Raw genomic sequence first — 18334 nt, forward strand, 5'->3', positions numbered from 1 at the left:
ATTTTTTGTTTTTTTATAGAAAATTAACCGCCTTGAGTAGCAGTGATAATTAAAATTGAATCTTTGTTGTTGAGGAATGTTTCCGCCCAGAATGACTGCGGAATAATGCGATTGTTGAGCGCTACGGCAATTCCTTTTTTCTTTTCAGGTAATTCCATAGCAATAAGTGTTTCCAGATTTTCGGGAAGTACATCAAAAATTTTTGTCGTGTGGTTGATTGTGAGTTCCATTCCTAACATTTTTTAAAATGCACCTTAGGAATGGCTGTTATTGTACAATAGAATGTACAGCAAAAGTCATCTACTTTTCCCTACGCTAGTATGATCTAGAAATCAGGTTCAAAGGGTAAAATCTCAGCCCGTTGTTCAACAGACACCCCTAAAGTGTGGAGCGAAGTTAGACATTTTTTTGAAATGGGCAAAATTTTTTGTGTGGGATGGAAGTGGGAAGATGGAGGATGGAAGCTGTTAAAATATTTTTTTTATTTTAAACGCAAAGTTTTTGATTTTGATTTTTAATTTTTTAGATGAGCAAAGACAAATGAATTTGCTTCGCGAAGCTTGAAAATAGAACTCCATCAAATCAACTTGTTGGTACTTTTTTGCTCGCTTGAATATATTTTTATTTTAAATTAAAACTTTGCGTTTCAATTTATCTCGCTGATTTTGCGGATGACGCAGATCTTTGTGTTTTCTATTTCGTGGAAAAAAATGTGGGCTTAAGGTTTTTATTGGATGGTAATCGTAGTGTTTTTTGAGGATATTTAAATTCATGACGAATGTCTAGCCACGATTGAAGCATTTGTTTGAGCTCATTTTGTTAGTTTCGGCTCGGCGGCTTCGCCGCCGAGCCGAAACTAACAAAATAGCGAGTGCGGAAAGCGGGAAATAGCTCCTAAAAAAATAAGAAAGGAAACCGAATAATTCAGTTTCCTTTTTCTAACTTTTATTTTAATAATTTACTCTTCACAAGCTCTCCAAATCGCATCATTTTGCGGAACGGGAGCTATGATTTCAATATTTTCTTTGGTCACCGGATGAATAAATTCCAGTTTTCTGGCGTGAAGATTAATCCCGCCATCGGTATTGGAGCGTGGCGAACCATATTTTAAATCGCCTTTAATCGGAACGCCGGTTTTTGATAACTGTGCTCTGATCTGGTGATGCCTTCCCGTTTCAAGATCGATCTCCAACAAAAGATAATTATCCAACGTTTTAATCACATTATAGGTAAGAATGGCTTCTTTTGCACCATCTGTAACTTTGGGAAAAACAATCGCTTTATTATTCTTCTCGTTTTTCTTTAGATAATGAACCAATCGTTGCGTTTTAGGAATCATTTCCTTAGCCACAACTGCCCAATATGTCTTTTTGACCTCGCGATTTTTAACCATTTGAGTTAAACGCGATAATGCTTTTGAAGTTTTAGCATAAATCACCAAACCCGAAGTCGGCCTATCAATACGATGAACCAAACCGAGAAAAACATTTCCCGGCTTGGCATCTCTTTTTTTTATAAAACCTTTGATTAATTCTAACAGAGAATCATCGCCGGTTTTGTCACCCTGTACGAGCTGTCCTACTTTCTTGTTAATCACCAAAAGATGATTGTCTTCATATACAATCTGCTCCTCCATCATTTACTGTCGATAGCTGGGTCTGCTTGCAATTGAAAGAATAATTCCGCCCAAAAGCCCAACGGTTTTAATAGATTCTAATCTTGTTCCCAGCGGAATAAACAAACCTCCAAGCACACAAATAGCCGCCGCAGCGTACATTGCATAGGTGAAGTTCTGATTTTTCATTGCAGGTGCCTGCAGGAAAAAACTTGCTCCGATTAAAACATAGAACACTTTTCGTGACAATAAAGTATTGACATCGGGAGAAAAAAGATTAAACCAACCTGCTACAAGGCAAACCAGTGCAATAATCGATAAAATTCCCTGAGTAGACTGTTGATTTCTCATGAATTAATAACTTTCGTTTTCGTTAGGGAAGTCCTGACCTTTCACATCTTTCACATATTGAGCAACAGCTCCACTGATTTCTGTATATAAATCAAGATATCTTCTTAAAAATTTCGGACTGAAACCTTTGTTCATTCCTACCATATCGTGATACACCAAAACCTGACCGTCACAATGAGGTCCGGCTCCGATTCCTATTGTTGGAATTGAAATAGATTCTGTTACTTTTTTAGCCAAATCTGCAGGAATTTTCTCCAAAACAACTCCAAAACAACCTAATTCTTCCAATAATTGGGCATCTGCAATTAGTTTTTCTGCTTCCGCTTCTTCTTTTGCTCTTACTTTATAGGTTCCGAACTGATAAATAGACTGTGGTGTTAATCCCAAATGTCCCATAATAGGAATTCCGGCATTGATTATTTTTTTTATTGATTTTGAAATTTCCTTTCCTCCTTCAATTTTAATAGCATGAGCTCCACCCTCTTTCATCATTCTTACTGCAGATTCCAAAGCTAAATCCGGATTACTCTGATACGTTCCAAAAGGCAAGTCAGCAATCACCAAAGCTCGGTCTGTTCCTCTCACCACACTTTGCGTATGATAAATCATCTGATCCAAAGTAATTGGCAACGTAGTTTCAAAACCCGCCATTACATTTGCTGCAGAATCACCTATCAAAACCGCATCAATTCCTCCCGCATCTACCATTTTAGCAGTGGTAAAATCGTATGCCGTAAGCATCGTAATTTTTTCCTTGTCGAATTTCATTTTTCGCAAGGTTTCAGTCGTAACTTTTTTAATTTCAGAATGAACAGACATAATGTATCTATTTTTTAAAGTTAAAAAAGTCGGCACTAGGCCGACTTAAAGTTTTTGTATGATTTTTATAAAACTACGTGACCTAGTTTCATTAATTTATCGTGGTTGAGAATTTTGATATTTCTTCCGTCTACTTCGATGAGCTGATCTCCTTTAAATTCTGATATTAAACGAATTGCACTTTCTGTAGCCGTTCCGATGATGTTGGCAATTTCTTCTCTCGTTAAAGAAATTTTGATGAATCCTTCAGGATCTACACCTAATTTTTGTTCTAAAAGAAGTAAAATTTCCGCCAATCTTTCTCTCACCGTTTTTTGAGCAAGGAAAGTAATGGTGTTGGAAGATTCTCCCAATTCATAAGAAATTTTTTGGAGCATTACGAAAGAGAGCTGAGGATCTACCTCCAAAAGATACATGAAAATATCTGCCGGTAAAAAAGTAGCCTCAATATCCGTCATTGCCTCAGCCTTCGCCTGGAAATTTTCCCCGCAAAGTAAAGAACGATAGCCGATGATGTCCCCTTCTTTGATAAATCTTAAAATCTGATCTTTTCCGAAAGCCCCCGATTTTGATAGCTTGGCAGCTCCCTTTTCGAGTACATAAACCCCTCTTGGCGTTTCACCATCTTCAAAAATGGTGTCGTGCTTCTGAAAACTCAGTTTCTTTTTTGCGTTTATGTATTTCTCAAAATCAGCGCTGGAAAGTCTTTCCTTGAATGATTTATCATTAAAAACTCTTGCGAACCTCTCCTCAATTGCAATCTGTTGTTCCTGCGACATTTTATATGACATTTATCACAAAAATAGAACTTTTTAACTCGATAAACAAAAAAAATTGTTATAATTTTGTAGTTCAATAATTTATGGAGGTGAGTGATAACTGTTTTCATTGCGGTCAAGGGATAGAAAAAGAAAGAATTCTATTTGACGAAAAGACTTTCTGTTGCAACGGTTGCAAGTCTGTTTACGAAATTCTGAATATCAACAACTTAACTAATTTTTACGAATTAAATAAGAAAGCGGGAATTCGACCTGATGAAAACACTTCACAATTCGAATATCTTGATACTCAGGAGATCTTCGACAAAGTCACCGATTTCTCGGAAGGAGGCACGAGTTTAGTCACCTTTAAGATTCCTGTAATTCACTGTTCTTCTTGCATTTGGTTATTAGAAAGTCTTCATACATTGAACCCTAATATCAAATATTCTCAGGTTAACTTCACAAGAAAGACCTTACAGATTTCTTTTAACCATGACGAATTAAAATTAAGCGAATTAGCTAATTTTTTAACTAATTTAGGCTATAAACCTGTCATCAGCCTTGAAACTGCGGATAAAAACGTTGAGCATTTAGACAAATCTTTACTGGTAAAATTTGCGATTGCCGCTTTTGCTTTTGGTAACGGAATGTTTCTTGCCTTCCCGGAATATGTTGGCGGGGAAGATTACTGGATGGCGCATTACAAAGGGCTTTTCCGAGCGTTGATGTGTATTTTGGCGATTCCTGTTGTGGTTTATTCGGCTTCAGATTATTATAAATCGGCTTGGTATGGTTTAAAAAACAAGATTGTTAATATTGATGTTCCTATCGTTTTGGGAATTATCGTTCTTTTCGGACGAAGCTTGTATGAAGTTGCCACCAATTACGGTCCGGGATATTTCGATACCCTTTGCGGATTACTGTTTTTCATGCTTTTGGGTAAAATTTTCCAGAAGAGAACCTACAACGCACTTTCTTACGACAGAGATTACAAATCATTTTATCCAATTGCCGTTACAAAAGTTGATTTTGAAGGAAAACAGGATAATATTTTACTTTCTGAAGTCAAGATCGGTGACAGAATTCTAGTTAGAAATCAGGAAATTATTCCGGTTGACGCGATTTTGATTAATGGTGAAGGAAATATCGATAACAGTTTTATTACCGGAGAAAGTGCGACCATCAGCAAACAGCCTGGAGATAAAATTTTCGCGGGAGGAAAGCAGATTGGCTCTTCTTTGGAATTGGAAGTAATTAAAGATGTTGACCAAAGTTATTTAACACAGCTTTGGAACAAGGAAGCTTTCAAAAAACACGAAACAGGACTTGACACACTGACCAATAACATCAGTAAATATTTCACATTCATCATTTTAGGCATTGCTTTAATTTCTGGAATTTATTGGGCAACAGTTGATTTGGAGAAAATGTTTCAGGTGATTTCGGCGATTTTAATTATTGCTTGTCCGTGCGCGCTTGCATTGTCTGCACCGTTTACTTTCGGTCACATTATGAGGATTTTAGGTCGAAATAAGTTTTATGTAAAAGATACTTTAACGATTGAAAAAATCGCCAAATTAGATACCATTGTTTTTGATAAAACCGGAACGATTACACATAGAAAAAAATCAAATATAAAATTTGAAGGAACTGAAATCAACGAATTTGATTTACTAAATATCAAATCTTTATTAAAAAACTCCAATCACCCGCTTTCTAAGTCTCTGTATGAATTTATTGAAGTGAAAGACGAGTATTTTCCGGTGGAAAACTTTATAGAAATTTCAGGGAAAGGATATGAAGCGAGTGTAAGAGGTAATATTTACAAAATAGGTTCTGCACGCTACAATAATCAGGAATCTAAAAATCTTGAAACAGCGGTATACATCAGCAAAAACAATGAATTTTTAGGGAAATTTATCTTTAAAAATGAATATCGCGAAAACCTTAAAAGCTTGTTCGGTAAGCTTACTAATTATAAAATTTTCATTCTGAGTGGTGACAATTCTTCAGAAGAAAATCAATTGAAAGAATTAATTCCGAATTATAAAGGGATGGCTTTCAACCAAAATCCAGAGGATAAGCTTAATTACATTAAAGAACTTCAGAATCAAAACATGAAAGTAGCAATGCTTGGAGACGGCCTCAACGATGCCGGAGCATTGAAACAAAGTAATGTAGGAATTGCCATTGCCGATGATTCTAACAGCTTTACCCCTTCTTCTGATGTGATTATGAATGGTGAAAAAGTAGTGACGCTGGATAACTATCTGAACGTAGCCAAAGGTTCGATCACGATTGTGAAAATGACATTTATAATCAGTTTTCTTTATAATGTTGTAGGTTTAAGTTACGCTGTGACAGGGCATATGCATCCTCTTTTTGCGGCGCTTATCATGCCTGCAAGTTCCATTACCGTGGTTTCATTTACGACACTTTCGACTTGGATTTTGGGAAGAAAATATTTCAAAAAACGTGCTTAAAAGCCCTTATTTAGACTGATTTTAAATTAGCCAAAACCCGTATTTCGTGATGAATGTCATTATTTTTCACTAAATTTGAACCCCGAAAATAGGTTAATTTTGTTGTCCAATGGATATTCTATATTTAATGATCTTATGCAGTGTTTCTTTAGCTGCGGTTTTCTTGGTCGTGTTTATAGTGTACGCCAGAAAAGGGCAGTTTGAAGATGACGAATCTCCGGCTGTGAGAATTCTTTTTGAAGACGAAGTCAAAGAAAAGAAAGATCCTGGCAACAAAGCAGAAGACGAAAAAGAAATAGGAGAAAATAATAAAATTGAAGAAAAAAGTGAATAGTTGATATGGAAACACAGAAGTTTAGTTATGACAACAGTATTGTTCGGGCATTTCTTTATGCGACCATCGTTTTTGGGATCATAGGGTTTACGTTCGGACTTACGGCGGCATTAATGCTTTTCTACCCTGAACTTCCGGAATTCTTTTTCGGAACAGATGATACAACAATTAATAGTTTGGCATCTGGAAATATCCAAGGGTTGATAAACACACACGGTGCATTTGGTTTTGGTAGAATCAGAATGCTACACACAAACACGGTAATCTTTGCATTTGTTTGTAATATTGTTTATGTAGGGGTTTATTACTCTACACAGAGATTATTGAAAACAAGAATGTACAGTGATACACTTTCATGGATTCATTTCTGGACATGGCAGTTGATGATCGTCGCTACATTCATCACATTCTTTATGGGGATCAATACTTCAAAAGAATACGCTGAGCACGAATGGCCAATTGATATCTTAATTGCGGTATCTTGGATTATTTTCGGAGCGAATATGATCTTAACGATCAGAAAAAGAAGAGTAAGACACCTTTATGTTGCCATCTGGTTCTATTTGGGTACTTGGGTTGCCGTAGCAATGCTTCACATCTTCAACAATTTAGAAGTTCCGTTATCTTTCACTGGCTGGAAATCTTATTCAGCATACGCAGGGGCAAAAGATGCCATTGTACAGTGGTGGTACGGTCACAATGCAGTAGCATTCGTATTAACGACACCGGTTTTAGGTTTAATGTATTATTTCTTACCTAAGGCAGCAGACAGACCTGTATTCTCATACAAACTATCTATTATTCACTTCTGGTCATTAATTTTCGTATATATCTGGGCTGGGCCTCACCACCTTCAGTATACAGCTTTACCAGCTTGGGCACAGGCAGTAGGAACTGGTTTCTCTATCATGCTTATTGCACCATCTTGGGGAGGTATGTTAAATGGTCTTCTTACATTAAGAGGAGCTTGGGATAAGGTAAGAGAAAATCCTATTCTGAAGTTCTTCGTAGTTGCAGTTACTTGTTATGGTATGGCAACGTTTGAAGGACCGCTTTTGGCAACAAAAAACATCAACAAAATTGGTCACTTTACAGACTGGGTTATCGGTCACGTACACTTAGGAGCACTTGGATGGAATGGTTTCATGGCATTCGGGGTTATCTACTACTTGGTACCCATCTTGTGGAGAACAAAATTATATTCTACGAAATTAGCTAACTGGCATTTCTGGTTAGGTACATTAGGGATCATTTTCTATGCGGTACCTATGTATATTTCAGGATTTACTCAAGGTTTAATGTGGAAACAATTCAACCCAGACGGAACATTATTATGGAAAAACTGGTTGGATACGGTAACTGCTATTATCCCTTACTTTAAAATGAGATTTGTAGGAGGTTTATTCTACATTTCAGGAGCTCTTCTAATGGTTGTGAACGTTTTTGCAACAGTAAGAAAAGGATCATTCCAAAAAGATGTACCTGCAGAAGCACCTGCTTTGGCCAACATCGGAAACAAAAGAAAAGAAGGAGAAGGATTCCACCTTTGGTTGGAAAGAATGCCTACTCTATTAACAGTATTGTCTTTATTGACAATCTCAATCGGTAGTATGGTGGAAATTATCCCTACACTATCTCTTAAGAAAAGTGTACCTACAATTTCTGCTGTGAAGCCTTATTCACCGCTAGAATTAGAAGGTAGAGATATTTATATCCGTGAAGGTTGTAACGCTTGTCACTCTCAAATGGTAAGACCGTTCAGAGATGAGATCGTAAGATTTAACGGTAAAAACGGACAGTATTCTAAAGCAGGAGAATTCGTTTATGACAGACCATTCTTATGGGGTTCTAAGAGAACAGGACCAGACTTACATAGAGAAGGAGGTAAAAACCCAAGTTCTTGGCACTATAAGCATATGTATAACCCAAGATCTACATCTGCAGGTTCTATCATGCCTCGTTACCCTTGGTTGATCGCTACTAACCTAGACAGATCTAAAATGGTAGACAAAATGAAGCTGATGAAGAATACATTTGATGTACCTTATACAAAAGCTCAAATTGATTCTGCTGACACATGGGCAAACAACCAGGCTTCGAAAATTGTAAAAGATATCTTCTCTGAAGCAGCTGACTTAAAAACAGCGTATGCTAAGAGACCACAAGGAGAACTAGAGAAAAAAGAAATTGTAGCTTTGATCTCTTATCTTCAAAGATTAGGTACAGATATCAAGACAACGGAAATTAAAACAGCAAGTAATAACTAACATTAAAGGTTCAACATGATTCCTCAGAACTTTAAAGATATATTATCCAATACAGAAAACGCTGGTTTTTACCAGACGCTGGCTCTGATTTTCTTTTTGCTGTTCTTCGTAGCTCTTATAGTATATGTTTTTAGCAGGCCTAAAAAATATTATAAAGAAGAAGAAGAAGCGCCTTTGGGGGATGATGAAGATGATTTTAATTTAAAAAATTAAACTACTTATTATGAAACAAAGAACACCGGTTGTTGTAAACATTGCAATAATAATTGGACTTTTAATAGTTTTTTATTATCTGTTTGTACAAAGCTACGCGTTTTTAGGCTCACCATATTTCTGGGGAACTGTAGTGATCGCTGGTATCCTGGCGTACATTCACAGTGCTATCGGAGATTTGATTGAAAATAATAAATTCAAAAAATTATCTCAAGAAGAAAAAGATGCATATTTAGCTGAAAAGAAAATCCCTTTCTTGAAGAGACAATATGATGCCGCTTTCAAAAAGCAATCAGATTCTCATGAGAAAGATATCCTTATCGACCACGGTTTTGATGGGATCATGGAGCTGGATAACCAATTACCAAAATGGTGGGTAGGTTTATTCTATTTTGGGACTGCTTTTTGTATTGTATATATATGCGCATACTCTTTCACGGATTTCGCACACCCGTTGAGCGAGTACGAGAAAGAATATAAAGAGCAGATTGCAAGCATTGCAGCTTACGAAGCAACTCAGCCACCTGTAACGATCGAAACTGCTAAATATTCAGCAGATAATATTGCAGAAGGTAAAGAATTATTTAAAACAAACTGTGCATCTTGTCACAAAGAAGACGGTAGTGGTGGTATCGGTCCTAACTTGACTGATAACTACTGGATCAACCAGCCAGAGAAAACGTTATTCAAAAACGTATTCCATATGGACTGGAATGGTTCTCCTACTAACCCGGCGATGAGAGCATTCGGTAAAAATGGTGAAGTTTCTGGTGCTGAAATTGAAAAAATTGCAGCGTATGTGTACCACATCAACCAAGAACAACCTCCAGTTACGCCGGCTCAGGGTGGAGCTGCTCCTCAGGGAACAGAAGCACATTGGGAAAAGGAATAATTTTTAAAAAGAAAAAATAGAACATATGAAAAACATAATTTGTTATTAACTAAAAACTAGTAGCGAATTATGTTTTTCTTTTTTTAAACACTTTACAAAATGTCAGACATAGAAGAAATAGAAGTACGCGGCGGACAGGGACAAGTTCTGGATCCTGAGACTTACAGAGATTCTATAGGCACGATGGATCAATCCGGGAAGAGAAAATGGGTTTTTCCAAGAAAACCGAAAGGTAAATTTACCAACTATAGAAACATTGTAAGTTATGTTTTATTGTTAGTTTATTTTACGGTTCCGTTTATTAAGATAAATGGCAATCCGCTGATTTTGTTTAATGTCATCGATAGAGAGTTTTTCATCTTCGGACAGCCTTTCTATCCTCAAGACTTTTTTATCCTTACTTTAGGAGCCATAGCTTCTTTAATATTCATTATCGTGTTTACGATTGCATTCGGAAGAATTTTCTGCGGGTGGATTTGCCCTCAGACAATTTTTATGGAATCTATATTTCGTAAAATAGATTATCTTATTGAAGGAGACCGAAACAAGCAAATGAAGCTTGATCGACAGGAATGGAATTCTGAAAAAATCTGGAAAAGAAGTTTGAAATGGACGATCTTCGTGATCATTTCATTAATTATAACCCATTTCATGTTTATGTATATCGTAGGATATGAAGAAGTTCTGAATATCGTTTCGCAAGGGCCATTTGCCAACCCGACCAACTTTATGGTCATGATTCTTTTTACTGCCGCATTTTACTTTGTATTTGCTTGGTTCAGAGAGCAGGTTTGTACATTGGTTTGCCCTTACGGAAGGTTGCAGGGTGTTTTAATTGATAAAGATACTATCAATGTTTTTTACGATTTTAAAAGAGGGGAAAACAGATCTAAATGGAGAAAAGGTGAAGACAGAAAAGCAGCCGGAAAAGGAGATTGTATCGATTGTCATCAGTGTGTAGTTGTTTGTCCAACAGGAATCGACATTAGAGACGGACAACAATTAGAATGTGTAAACTGTACTGCTTGTATTGACGCTTGCGACGAAGTAATGGAAAAAGTAGGTCTTCCAAAAGGATTGATTCGTTATGCTTCTGAGAATGAAATTGAACAGGAAACGAAATTCAAGTTTACCGGAAGAATGAAAGGTTTTGCCATTCTTCTTTTAGGGCTTGTGGTATTTTTAGGGTATTTGTTATCAAGCCGTGGAGAAATGGAGGCTAAATTCATTAAACCAGCCGGAAGTACATTCTTTGTAAGAGACGGAAAAATTACCAATACCTACAATTATACTTTCTTAAACAAAACAAATGATAAAAAGATCGTTACCGTAAAAGTTATTTCTCCTGAGCACGGTGAAATTATTTACAGCGCATCAAGCAAAATTACGGTAGAAAGAGATAAAATTACGAAAGGAACCATCAATATCAGCTTCCCGGAAGATGACATGAAACTTTCAAAACAAAATATCACCATTGGGGTCTATGATATGAATGGGAAATTGGTAGATTCTTATCAAACCTATTTCGAAGGACCATTTAAATTACAATTTTAAATTTTAGAAATGAAGAACTTTAGTTGGGGACACGGTGTTGTAATCGCATTATTTGCGTTCATAGTTTTTATATTATCGATGATGTTTCTTTTCCCGAATGGGCAGAAAAACTCTGAAATGGTAACCGATAATTATTATGAAGAAGAGCTGCAATATCAAGATGTAATTGATGCTAAGAAAAGAGCTGACGAACTTCAGGAAAAACCTACGTACAGCCAGGATACAAACGGAATAAAAATTTCTTTTCCAAAAGATTATAATAATTCTAATACTACGGTAAAATTTGTTTTAAACAGAACCGACGACCAAAATTTGGATATTAAAAAATCTGAACAATTGGATGCGAATCAATCGATTTTAGTACCTGCACAGGTGCTGAAAATGGGAAATTATACCTTACGATTGATGTGGACTAAAGACAAAATAGACTATAGAATGGATTATGATGTGATATGGAAATAGCACTTATTGTTTCGGCAATCGGATTAGGTTTTGCTTCCGGATTTCACTGTGTCGGAATGTGCGGACCTATTGCGCTGTCGATGGGATTAACAAAGAAACAAGCGACCAATTTTTACCTTCAGAATCTCACGTATCAATTCGGTAGAATTTTTACCTATTCACTTTTGGGCGCGATCTTAGGAATTATTGGTGAAGGTTTTGAAATGGCCGGAATTCAGCAATATTTAACCATTGGTGTAGGAATTTTGCTGATTATTATGGCATTATTTTCATTCGGAGGAAAAGATTTTGCTTCAAAGATTCCCTTTTTCTCGAAGTTTTTATTTAAAGTTAAATCAAACTTAGGAAAATTGCTTCAAAAGGCAGATTATCGTTCAAGATTCACCACCGGTATTTTAAACGGATTTTTACCTTGTGGAATGGTCTATATGGCTTTAACCGCAAGTTTGGCAAGCGGCGGAATATGGCAAGGCGCTTCATACATGGCTTTATTTGGATTGGGAACCCTTCCCTTTATGTTTGCCGTAGTTTTAGTTGGAAATCTAATGAATCAGGCGTTCAGAATAAAAGTCTTAAAAGCAATTCCGGTAGTAATGATCATTTTAGGAGGATTATTTATTGTAAGAGGTCTTGAATTGGGAATTCCTTATATTTCGCCAAGAGCAGAAGCTATGACGATCTCAAAAGACAATCAGGGCGACTGTCATTTGCCGGGAGATCACAGCACACATCAACATTCGAATACGAATTGTCATTAATAATTACTTTTTAACCATGAAAAAAACATTCTTTTTACTCATTATCAGTCTTTTTGCATTGCAATCATGCAAGATAAATTCTGAGGTTGTTTATCATCAAGATGCATCATCTACAGCCATTACAGATATTGATATTAAAGATTTTGTAAAAGAAATGAAAGCGATGACGCCCGATTCTTTGAAAAATAAAGAGTTTGGTGATTTGGATAAACTTCCTTCAACGTGGACGAGCTTCTACGATTTGGAAAAACAACAGGGAAAACTAAAAACCAAAGATCCGGATTCATTGCGTTTGATGAAGAAAATGTTTTTAAAATCTACAAAAGAAAATAATGAACCTACCTCTTTTGCTTTAAAACTGGACCACTTTAACCAAAGTGATTACAAACAGTTAAATGCTTACACTCAACAGGAAAAATTGCCTTTAGATCAAAACATCTATAATAGTTGGGATGGAAAAACGCTAACGATCGATACCGACAATTTTAACATTAAAAGTATTGAAGATGCGATGAGCAAAAACTCTCCATCCGGAGGTTCTGAAAGCGAAGGAAGTACCAAAGGAATGCTTATGATGTTCTTAAAACAAGTAGGAACTACGTTAAAATTTGATGGAAAAATAAAATCCATCACCGGAAAACATGATTGGCTAAAGCAAATCGACGATCACTCTGTAAAAATAGAATACGATCTGGAATCGCTCTATGAAAAACAGAAAAAACTAACCAACAAGGATAAAAAAATCGTCATTGTAACTGAATAAGTGAAGCCACCGAAAATTTCGGTGGTTTTTTATTTAAATTTTCCTTAAAATCACCTTATCTCATTCAAAATGAATTGCAAACGCTTTTATATTTCAGTACATTTGGAAAAAGAACTGAATGAAAAAGGCTCGCCATGAAGACAGAGCAAAAGTGGTTGATATTTTGTGTAAAGCATTCATAGATGTGCTTATTCCCAATTCCATCAACTTTGTAGTAAAAAAATCAGGAAATCGATATAAAAGACTGAAATCTTTAATGGAATATCAGTTTGATATGTCTATGCTTTATGGACAGGTTTTTCTAAGTGACGATGAAAAAGGCTGTGTTTTATATCTTGAACAAAAAGGCTCTGGATTGAAGAAAATTATTCTTGAAGCAAAACTTTTATTCAACTGTATTGGGGTAGAAAATGTGTTTAAAGTTTTAACAAGAGAAAAATTATTAAGTAATTATCACCCAAAAGAAAAATTCATTCATCTTTGGTTGATGGGAGTTCTTCCCGATGAACAAGGAAATGGCGTAGGCACAAAATTACTGAAAGAAAGCCTGGAAGTTTATAAAAATCAGTTGATTTATGTAGAAACCACAACGCCTGAAAACAGAGCTTTTTATAAGAAAAACGGCTTTACCATTTTCCATGAGACTTTTGAACTAGATTATCCACTTTATTTTCTGAAATATGTTTAATACAGAGCTTTACCTCAGTACATTTATTAGCATATTGATATTCATTGTATTGCTAATTATCGTTTCTGTACAACTATTTTTTGTGTGGAAAAGAAGAGACCGAAATTTTTATCTTAAATTTTTAGGATTAATAATATCCGGAATTATTTACAATGTGGTGGAAGGATTATTGCCTGATGAACGATTTAATGTAAATATTATTTCGCAAAACATCTGCGCGTGGATTGTGGGCTTAGCAGTGGCACTTCATTATTTCATCTATATCAAAAATGAATACGATCTTGTATTTTTTAAGAAATTTTCCATCAGTTCAATAGGAATGTTTGCCTACATTACATTAATTATGTTGTTTATTTTACCATATACCATGACAGGATCTTTGGAAACCTCCAGAGTATTTTTCCTCAGTTTTTTCCTGGCTTTATTTATTTTAGCAGCGATTATTGTCATTAAACAGCAAATCGCTAAGTTTAAAAATCGTAAAACCAAGGTTTTTAAAACCCACGATATTATCGGAATTTTAGCTTTCTTTGGTTTGATTTCCTTACCTGTTACGATATTAGTTTTTGGTGATAATCAACTTATTGAACAAACTTCTTTCAGCATCGGTTTTTTTGTTGTTTCTGTAGATTTTTTCTTGTATGGCTTTCGAAAAAAAGAAATGAAAAAACACATTCCTTTTGAAAAGCTTTCGGCGCGTGAAACGGAAATTTTAAAATTGCTTTTAGAAAATCCGAATTTGAAATATGCTGAAATTAGCGGTATGTTGAACATTTCAGAAAAAACTTTATCTACTCATTTATCCAATATTTACAAGAAAGTAGAGATAAAAAGCAAGAAAGAAATCAAAGAATTGAGCAAAGTTTATCGAGATTCCATAATGGCATAAATATTTAAAAACCAACAAAATAAAAATCCTTAGAGCTTACCCTTAGTGATTTAAGGAGCGATTTAAGGATGAAAATTTTCGCCAATCGAAATGGGAATGATATGTTTGCATCTAGTAAAGCAATTCGATTTTCTTCCCCTTAATCACTTTGCTTTTTGATTTTAAATGTGTGCACTTTATGAATGCAAATTCACCAAAAACACAAAGATATATAGGTGTACTTATTCTAATCAAAAATCAATGAAAAAACTAATAATCTTTGAAGTCAAAATAAAGAAATCTGCTTGCTGCGAATAAAATTGTAGCGAACATTTAGAAGAAAGTCAATACAAACGATAAACCCTCTGAAGTTCAGAGGGTTTATTTTTTATGTAGAGTGATTTAGTTAATCACATCAAATCTTGCATATTCAGCAATCTTCTTAGGAAGCTTAATGCCTTCTTCCGTTTGATTATTTTCTAGCAAAGCCGCCATAATTCTTGGCAAAGCCATTGCAGAACCGTTCAGAGTGTGAACCAGCTGAGATTTTCCATCTGCTTTGTAACGACACTTCAATCTATTAGACTGGAAAGTTTCAAAATTAGAAACAGAACTAACTTCCAACCACATTTCCTGAGCAGCGCTCCAAACCTCGAAATCATAAGTCATTGCAGATGCAAAACCAGTATCTCCGCCACAAAGTCTTAATACTCTGTAAGGAAGTTCAAGATCAGTTAGAATTTCCTTGATATGTTCAACCATTTCTTCCAAAACAGCATAAGAATTTTCAGGCTTTTCAAGTCTTACAATTTCCACTTTTTCAAATTGGTGAAGACGATTCAAACCTCTTACGTGAGCTCCGTAGCTTCCAGCTTCTCTTCTGTAACACTGAGAAAATGCCGTATTTTTAATAGGAAGATCTTTTTCTTCCAATAAAACATCACGATATAAATTCGTTACCGGAACTTCAGCCGTTGGGATCAGATATAATTTATCTTCAGTTACATAATACATCTGCCCTTCTTTATCTGGCAACTGACCAGTACCATAACCTGAAGCTTCGTTAATAACGTGAGGCGGATTTACTTCCGTATATCCTTTATCTATATTTTTATCTAAGAAATACTGAACCAAAGCTCTTTGCAATCTCGCCCCTTTTCCAAGATAAACAGGGAAACCTGCACCGGCAATTTTAACTCCTAATTCAAAATCGATAAGGTTGTATTTTTTAGCCAGCTCCCAGTGAGGAATTGCGCCCTCTCCCAGTCCTTCTACTTCATGAGACTGGAAAATAATTTCGTTATCGTCTGCAGAAGCGCCACTTTTTACCAATTCGTTCGGAATATTCGGGATTTGATATAAGATATCAAGCAATGCTTTTTCTTTAACATCTAGCTGAACTTTCAATTCGGATGTCGACTCTTTGTATTGTGCGGTTTTAGATTTCGATGCTTCAGCTTCTTCTCTTTTTCCTTCTTTCATCAAAATACCGATCTCTTTGGAGATTCTGTTGATTTCTGAAAGTTGGGAGTCTAATTCAAACTGAATTTTTTTTCTTTCTTCGTCAGTAGCAATAGCCTCGTCTACCAACTCAAGATTCTTGAATTGTCTTTTTTGAAGACCTTCTAAAACGCGTTCTTTGTTGTCGCGCAAAAAATTGACTTGTAACATTTTATTTAGATGTTAGTTATTAGAAAGTTAGCATCAGAATGCCAACAGATATGCAAATGTATAAAATTATTTTACGATAGTCACGACATTCGGAACATTTGGTTCCTTCGTGAACTGAAGTTGATCGTTGTAATAAACTTTCGAGACCTCGAATAAGGAGGGTGTCCAATGGTATTGAATTTTTAGCCTATCAACCGTAACTTCCGTACTGTCACCTACAGGTTTTGTTAAGCTCACAGTAACTTCCGATTGATACGTTCTGTCTTCAGGGCTGATGGAATCAACAGTTATTCGTTTCGCACCGGCAAGGTATTCAATATAATAGATGGAATCTGTAGTCATTTTTAACGAAAAAGTAACTGGGGCAACATCCGTCGTTCCATTCACATCATTCATAGAAATAGCGGTATAGGAACCAGATTTTTTACTATTCAGTAAATCCTGTCCTGCACTGTTTTTCATATAAAGATTGAATAACTGATCTATTTTCTGCAAAGAATCTTCATCACTTCTACAGCTCAGAAGTGCGAAAAATATGACCAATATTCCGAAGACTACATTTTTCATTATTCAACAAAGATAAAAACTTATTTTAATTCTTTAAGGTATTTGTGAAAGAAGTAGGCAAGAATAAATCCTGAAATTAATAAGGTAAGCGTTACACTGATCGTCATTCCGAGAATTTCGTATTTCGGAACTAAAATAAACGCCAAAACAATCAATAAAATCAAGGAAAATAAAGATGTTTTTGTATTTAAAGACATTTTCCCGGCTGCGGAAAGCATATTTCCATATAAATTTCGGAACAGAATATTCATGAGAAATGTAAACATGAAAAGAATAAACAGGATATAATTTTCAGCATATTTTTCATTGAACAATGTTTTTAAAATGAATTTACTTAAAACCGAACAAACAATGAAAATTCCAACGCAAACAGGAATAAACAATTTGTAATATCCCGAAATATAATTTTTAAGATACATTTTATCCTGATGATTTTTAGCTAAAACAGGAAAATCACTCTGCATAAAAGCCAATGCTAAAAAGGTAACATTGGAAGGAATTAAAATGGCAACTCGGTAACTAGCCACAGCATTTTCATTTAATAAAAACCCTAACAACAGAATATCTGCGGAGAATAAAGCATCTGATAAAATGGTTGTTCCGGAAGTATGAATGGCATATTGCCAAATTTCTTTCGACGTAAAAACAGAAGGTAAATCAGCTTTTGAAAAAGTAGAAATTTTCAGCCAAAATAAAGATAAAAACGGAGTTAAAGCCATTGCAATCAAATAACCTTTTAGCTGAAAAAAATAACTTAAGATTAATAAAACTGCTAAACCGACAACATTTACCACATTATTAAGTCGCGCAAATTCTCTGTTTTTTTGATTGATTCTTAACTCAGACTGAATAAAATAGAAAAAATAAAACCCAACAAAACGAATGGCAAAAAATAAAAAAATCCAGAATATATCTTCATATTTCTGAATATAAAAAATGCTGCAACCAAGGAAAATTAATGTCAGTATTAATTGATAAATAAACCCTTTAATCAGCAGATAGCTTGACAATTGTTTCTTAATCAAATTATTGGCAGCCAACGATCCGAATCGCAATAAACTCTGATAACTTCCTAATCCTGTGCATGATGCAAACGCCGCAAAAAGTGCAGCTACAATACTCATTACCCCAAAATCTTTTTCGGGTAATAATTTAATGATAAAAAGAGAGGATAAAAATGCGCAGATTTTCCCAATCAACAGAGAAACAAGAACATACTGCCCCTGATTACTGAAAAAATTCTTTAGAAATTGCCATCCGCCTTTCAT

At 35.3% G+C, this 18334-nt stretch carries 19 protein-coding genes and 1 riboswitch; of the genes, 11 read left to right on the plus strand and 8 right to left on the minus strand.

What is annotated here, in order from left to right:
- Positions 1-23: 23 nt before the first annotated feature.
- The 5 genes from thiS to OXQ85_RS11320 all read right to left on the minus strand — a co-directional run bounded on the left by thiS (position 24) and on the right by OXQ85_RS11320 (position 3564).
- Positions 24-230, minus strand: coding sequence for a sulfur carrier protein ThiS (gene thiS / locus OXQ85_RS11300; protein WP_267404607.1), 207 nt, complete (start codon positions 228-230; stop codon positions 24-26).
- 60 nt (positions 231-290) lie between these two features.
- A riboswitch (TPP riboswitch) is annotated at positions 291-390 on the minus strand.
- 568 nt (positions 391-958) lie between these two features.
- Entirely contained in the window at positions 959-1639 is a 681-nt protein-coding gene (locus OXQ85_RS11305) for an RNA pseudouridine synthase (protein WP_267404610.1), read from the minus strand.
- Complete coding sequence (locus tag OXQ85_RS11310; RefSeq protein ID WP_267404613.1) at positions 1640-1966, minus strand: hypothetical protein; 327 nt, start codon at positions 1964-1966, stop codon at positions 1640-1642.
- Between the two features lie 3 nt (positions 1967-1969).
- Positions 1970-2785: a 3-methyl-2-oxobutanoate hydroxymethyltransferase gene (panB, locus tag OXQ85_RS11315; RefSeq protein WP_267404615.1), complete on the minus strand. Its 816-nt coding sequence runs from the start codon at positions 2783-2785 to the stop codon at positions 1970-1972.
- Positions 2786-2850: 65 nt separating this feature from the next.
- A complete protein-coding gene (locus OXQ85_RS11320) occupies positions 2851-3564 on the minus strand; it encodes a Crp/Fnr family transcriptional regulator (RefSeq protein ID WP_267404617.1) in 714 nt (237 codons plus the stop codon).
- Between the two features lie 89 nt (positions 3565-3653).
- On the opposite strand from OXQ85_RS11320, the gene OXQ85_RS11325 reads away from it, so the two are divergent.
- The 11 genes from OXQ85_RS11325 to OXQ85_RS20715 all read left to right on the plus strand — a co-directional run bounded on the left by OXQ85_RS11325 (position 3654) and on the right by OXQ85_RS20715 (position 14849).
- Complete coding sequence (locus tag OXQ85_RS11325) at positions 3654-6029, plus strand: heavy metal translocating P-type ATPase metal-binding domain-containing protein (protein WP_267404843.1); 2376 nt, start codon at positions 3654-3656, stop codon at positions 6027-6029.
- A gap of 109 nt (positions 6030-6138) precedes the next feature.
- Entirely contained in the window at positions 6139-6363 is a 225-nt protein-coding gene (gene ccoS / locus OXQ85_RS11330; RefSeq protein ID WP_267404619.1) for a cbb3-type cytochrome oxidase assembly protein CcoS, read from the plus strand.
- 5 nt (positions 6364-6368) lie between these two features.
- Positions 6369-8630 carry a cytochrome-c oxidase, cbb3-type subunit I gene (gene ccoN, locus OXQ85_RS11335; RefSeq protein WP_267404621.1) on the plus strand — a complete coding sequence of 754 codons (2262 nt, stop codon included), beginning with the start codon at positions 6369-6371 and terminating at the stop codon, positions 8628-8630.
- A gap of 15 nt (positions 8631-8645) precedes the next feature.
- Positions 8646-8843 carry a CcoQ/FixQ family Cbb3-type cytochrome c oxidase assembly chaperone gene (locus OXQ85_RS11340; RefSeq protein ID WP_267404623.1) on the plus strand — a complete coding sequence of 66 codons (198 nt, stop codon included), beginning with the start codon at positions 8646-8648 and terminating at the stop codon, positions 8841-8843.
- Positions 8844-8853: 10 nt separating this feature from the next.
- Positions 8854-9735, plus strand: coding sequence for a cbb3-type cytochrome c oxidase N-terminal domain-containing protein (locus OXQ85_RS11345; RefSeq protein WP_267404626.1), 882 nt, complete (start codon positions 8854-8856; stop codon positions 9733-9735).
- A 99-nt stretch (positions 9736-9834) separates the two neighbouring features.
- Positions 9835-11289 carry a cytochrome c oxidase accessory protein CcoG gene (ccoG, locus tag OXQ85_RS11350; protein WP_267404629.1) on the plus strand — a complete coding sequence of 485 codons (1455 nt, stop codon included), beginning with the start codon at positions 9835-9837 and terminating at the stop codon, positions 11287-11289.
- Positions 11290-11298: 9 nt separating this feature from the next.
- Positions 11299-11751, plus strand: a complete 453-nt coding sequence (locus OXQ85_RS11355) for a FixH family protein (RefSeq protein WP_267404631.1) — start codon at positions 11299-11301, stop codon at positions 11749-11751.
- Positions 11742-12509: a sulfite exporter TauE/SafE family protein gene (locus OXQ85_RS11360; RefSeq protein ID WP_267404632.1), complete on the plus strand. Its 768-nt coding sequence runs from the start codon at positions 11742-11744 to the stop codon at positions 12507-12509. The genes OXQ85_RS11355 and OXQ85_RS11360 overlap by 10 nt, the downstream gene beginning before the upstream one ends.
- Positions 12510-12525: 16 nt before the next feature.
- Positions 12526-13272, plus strand: coding sequence for a hypothetical protein (locus OXQ85_RS11365; protein ID WP_267404633.1), 747 nt, complete (start codon positions 12526-12528; stop codon positions 13270-13272).
- A gap of 118 nt (positions 13273-13390) precedes the next feature.
- Positions 13391-13960: a GNAT family N-acetyltransferase gene (locus tag OXQ85_RS11370; RefSeq protein WP_267404634.1), complete on the plus strand. Its 570-nt coding sequence runs from the start codon at positions 13391-13393 to the stop codon at positions 13958-13960.
- Positions 13961-14042: 82 nt separating this feature from the next.
- The gene (locus tag OXQ85_RS20715; RefSeq protein ID WP_267404635.1) at positions 14043-14849 is read left to right on the plus strand and encodes a helix-turn-helix transcriptional regulator; all 807 of its coding nucleotides are present in this window, start codon (positions 14043-14045) and stop codon (positions 14847-14849) included.
- A gap of 381 nt (positions 14850-15230) precedes the next feature.
- Here OXQ85_RS20715 and serS read toward each other — a convergent pair whose 3' ends face one another.
- The 3 genes from serS to OXQ85_RS11390 form a co-directional block, all read right to left on the minus strand.
- Entirely contained in the window at positions 15231-16499 is a 1269-nt protein-coding gene (gene serS, locus OXQ85_RS11380) for a serine--tRNA ligase (RefSeq protein WP_267404636.1), read from the minus strand.
- 66 nt (positions 16500-16565) lie between these two features.
- Positions 16566-17066 carry a hypothetical protein gene (locus OXQ85_RS11385; RefSeq protein ID WP_267404638.1) on the minus strand — a complete coding sequence of 167 codons (501 nt, stop codon included), beginning with the start codon at positions 17064-17066 and terminating at the stop codon, positions 16566-16568.
- Positions 17067-17086: 20 nt separating this feature from the next.
- Positions 17087-18334, minus strand: coding sequence for an oligosaccharide flippase family protein (locus tag OXQ85_RS11390; RefSeq protein ID WP_267404640.1), 1248 nt, complete (start codon positions 18332-18334; stop codon positions 17087-17089).

It is taken from the genome of Chryseobacterium sp. GM_Chr_2, assembly GCF_026540445.1.
Taxonomy (GTDB): domain Bacteria; phylum Bacteroidota; class Bacteroidia; order Flavobacteriales; family Weeksellaceae; genus Chryseobacterium.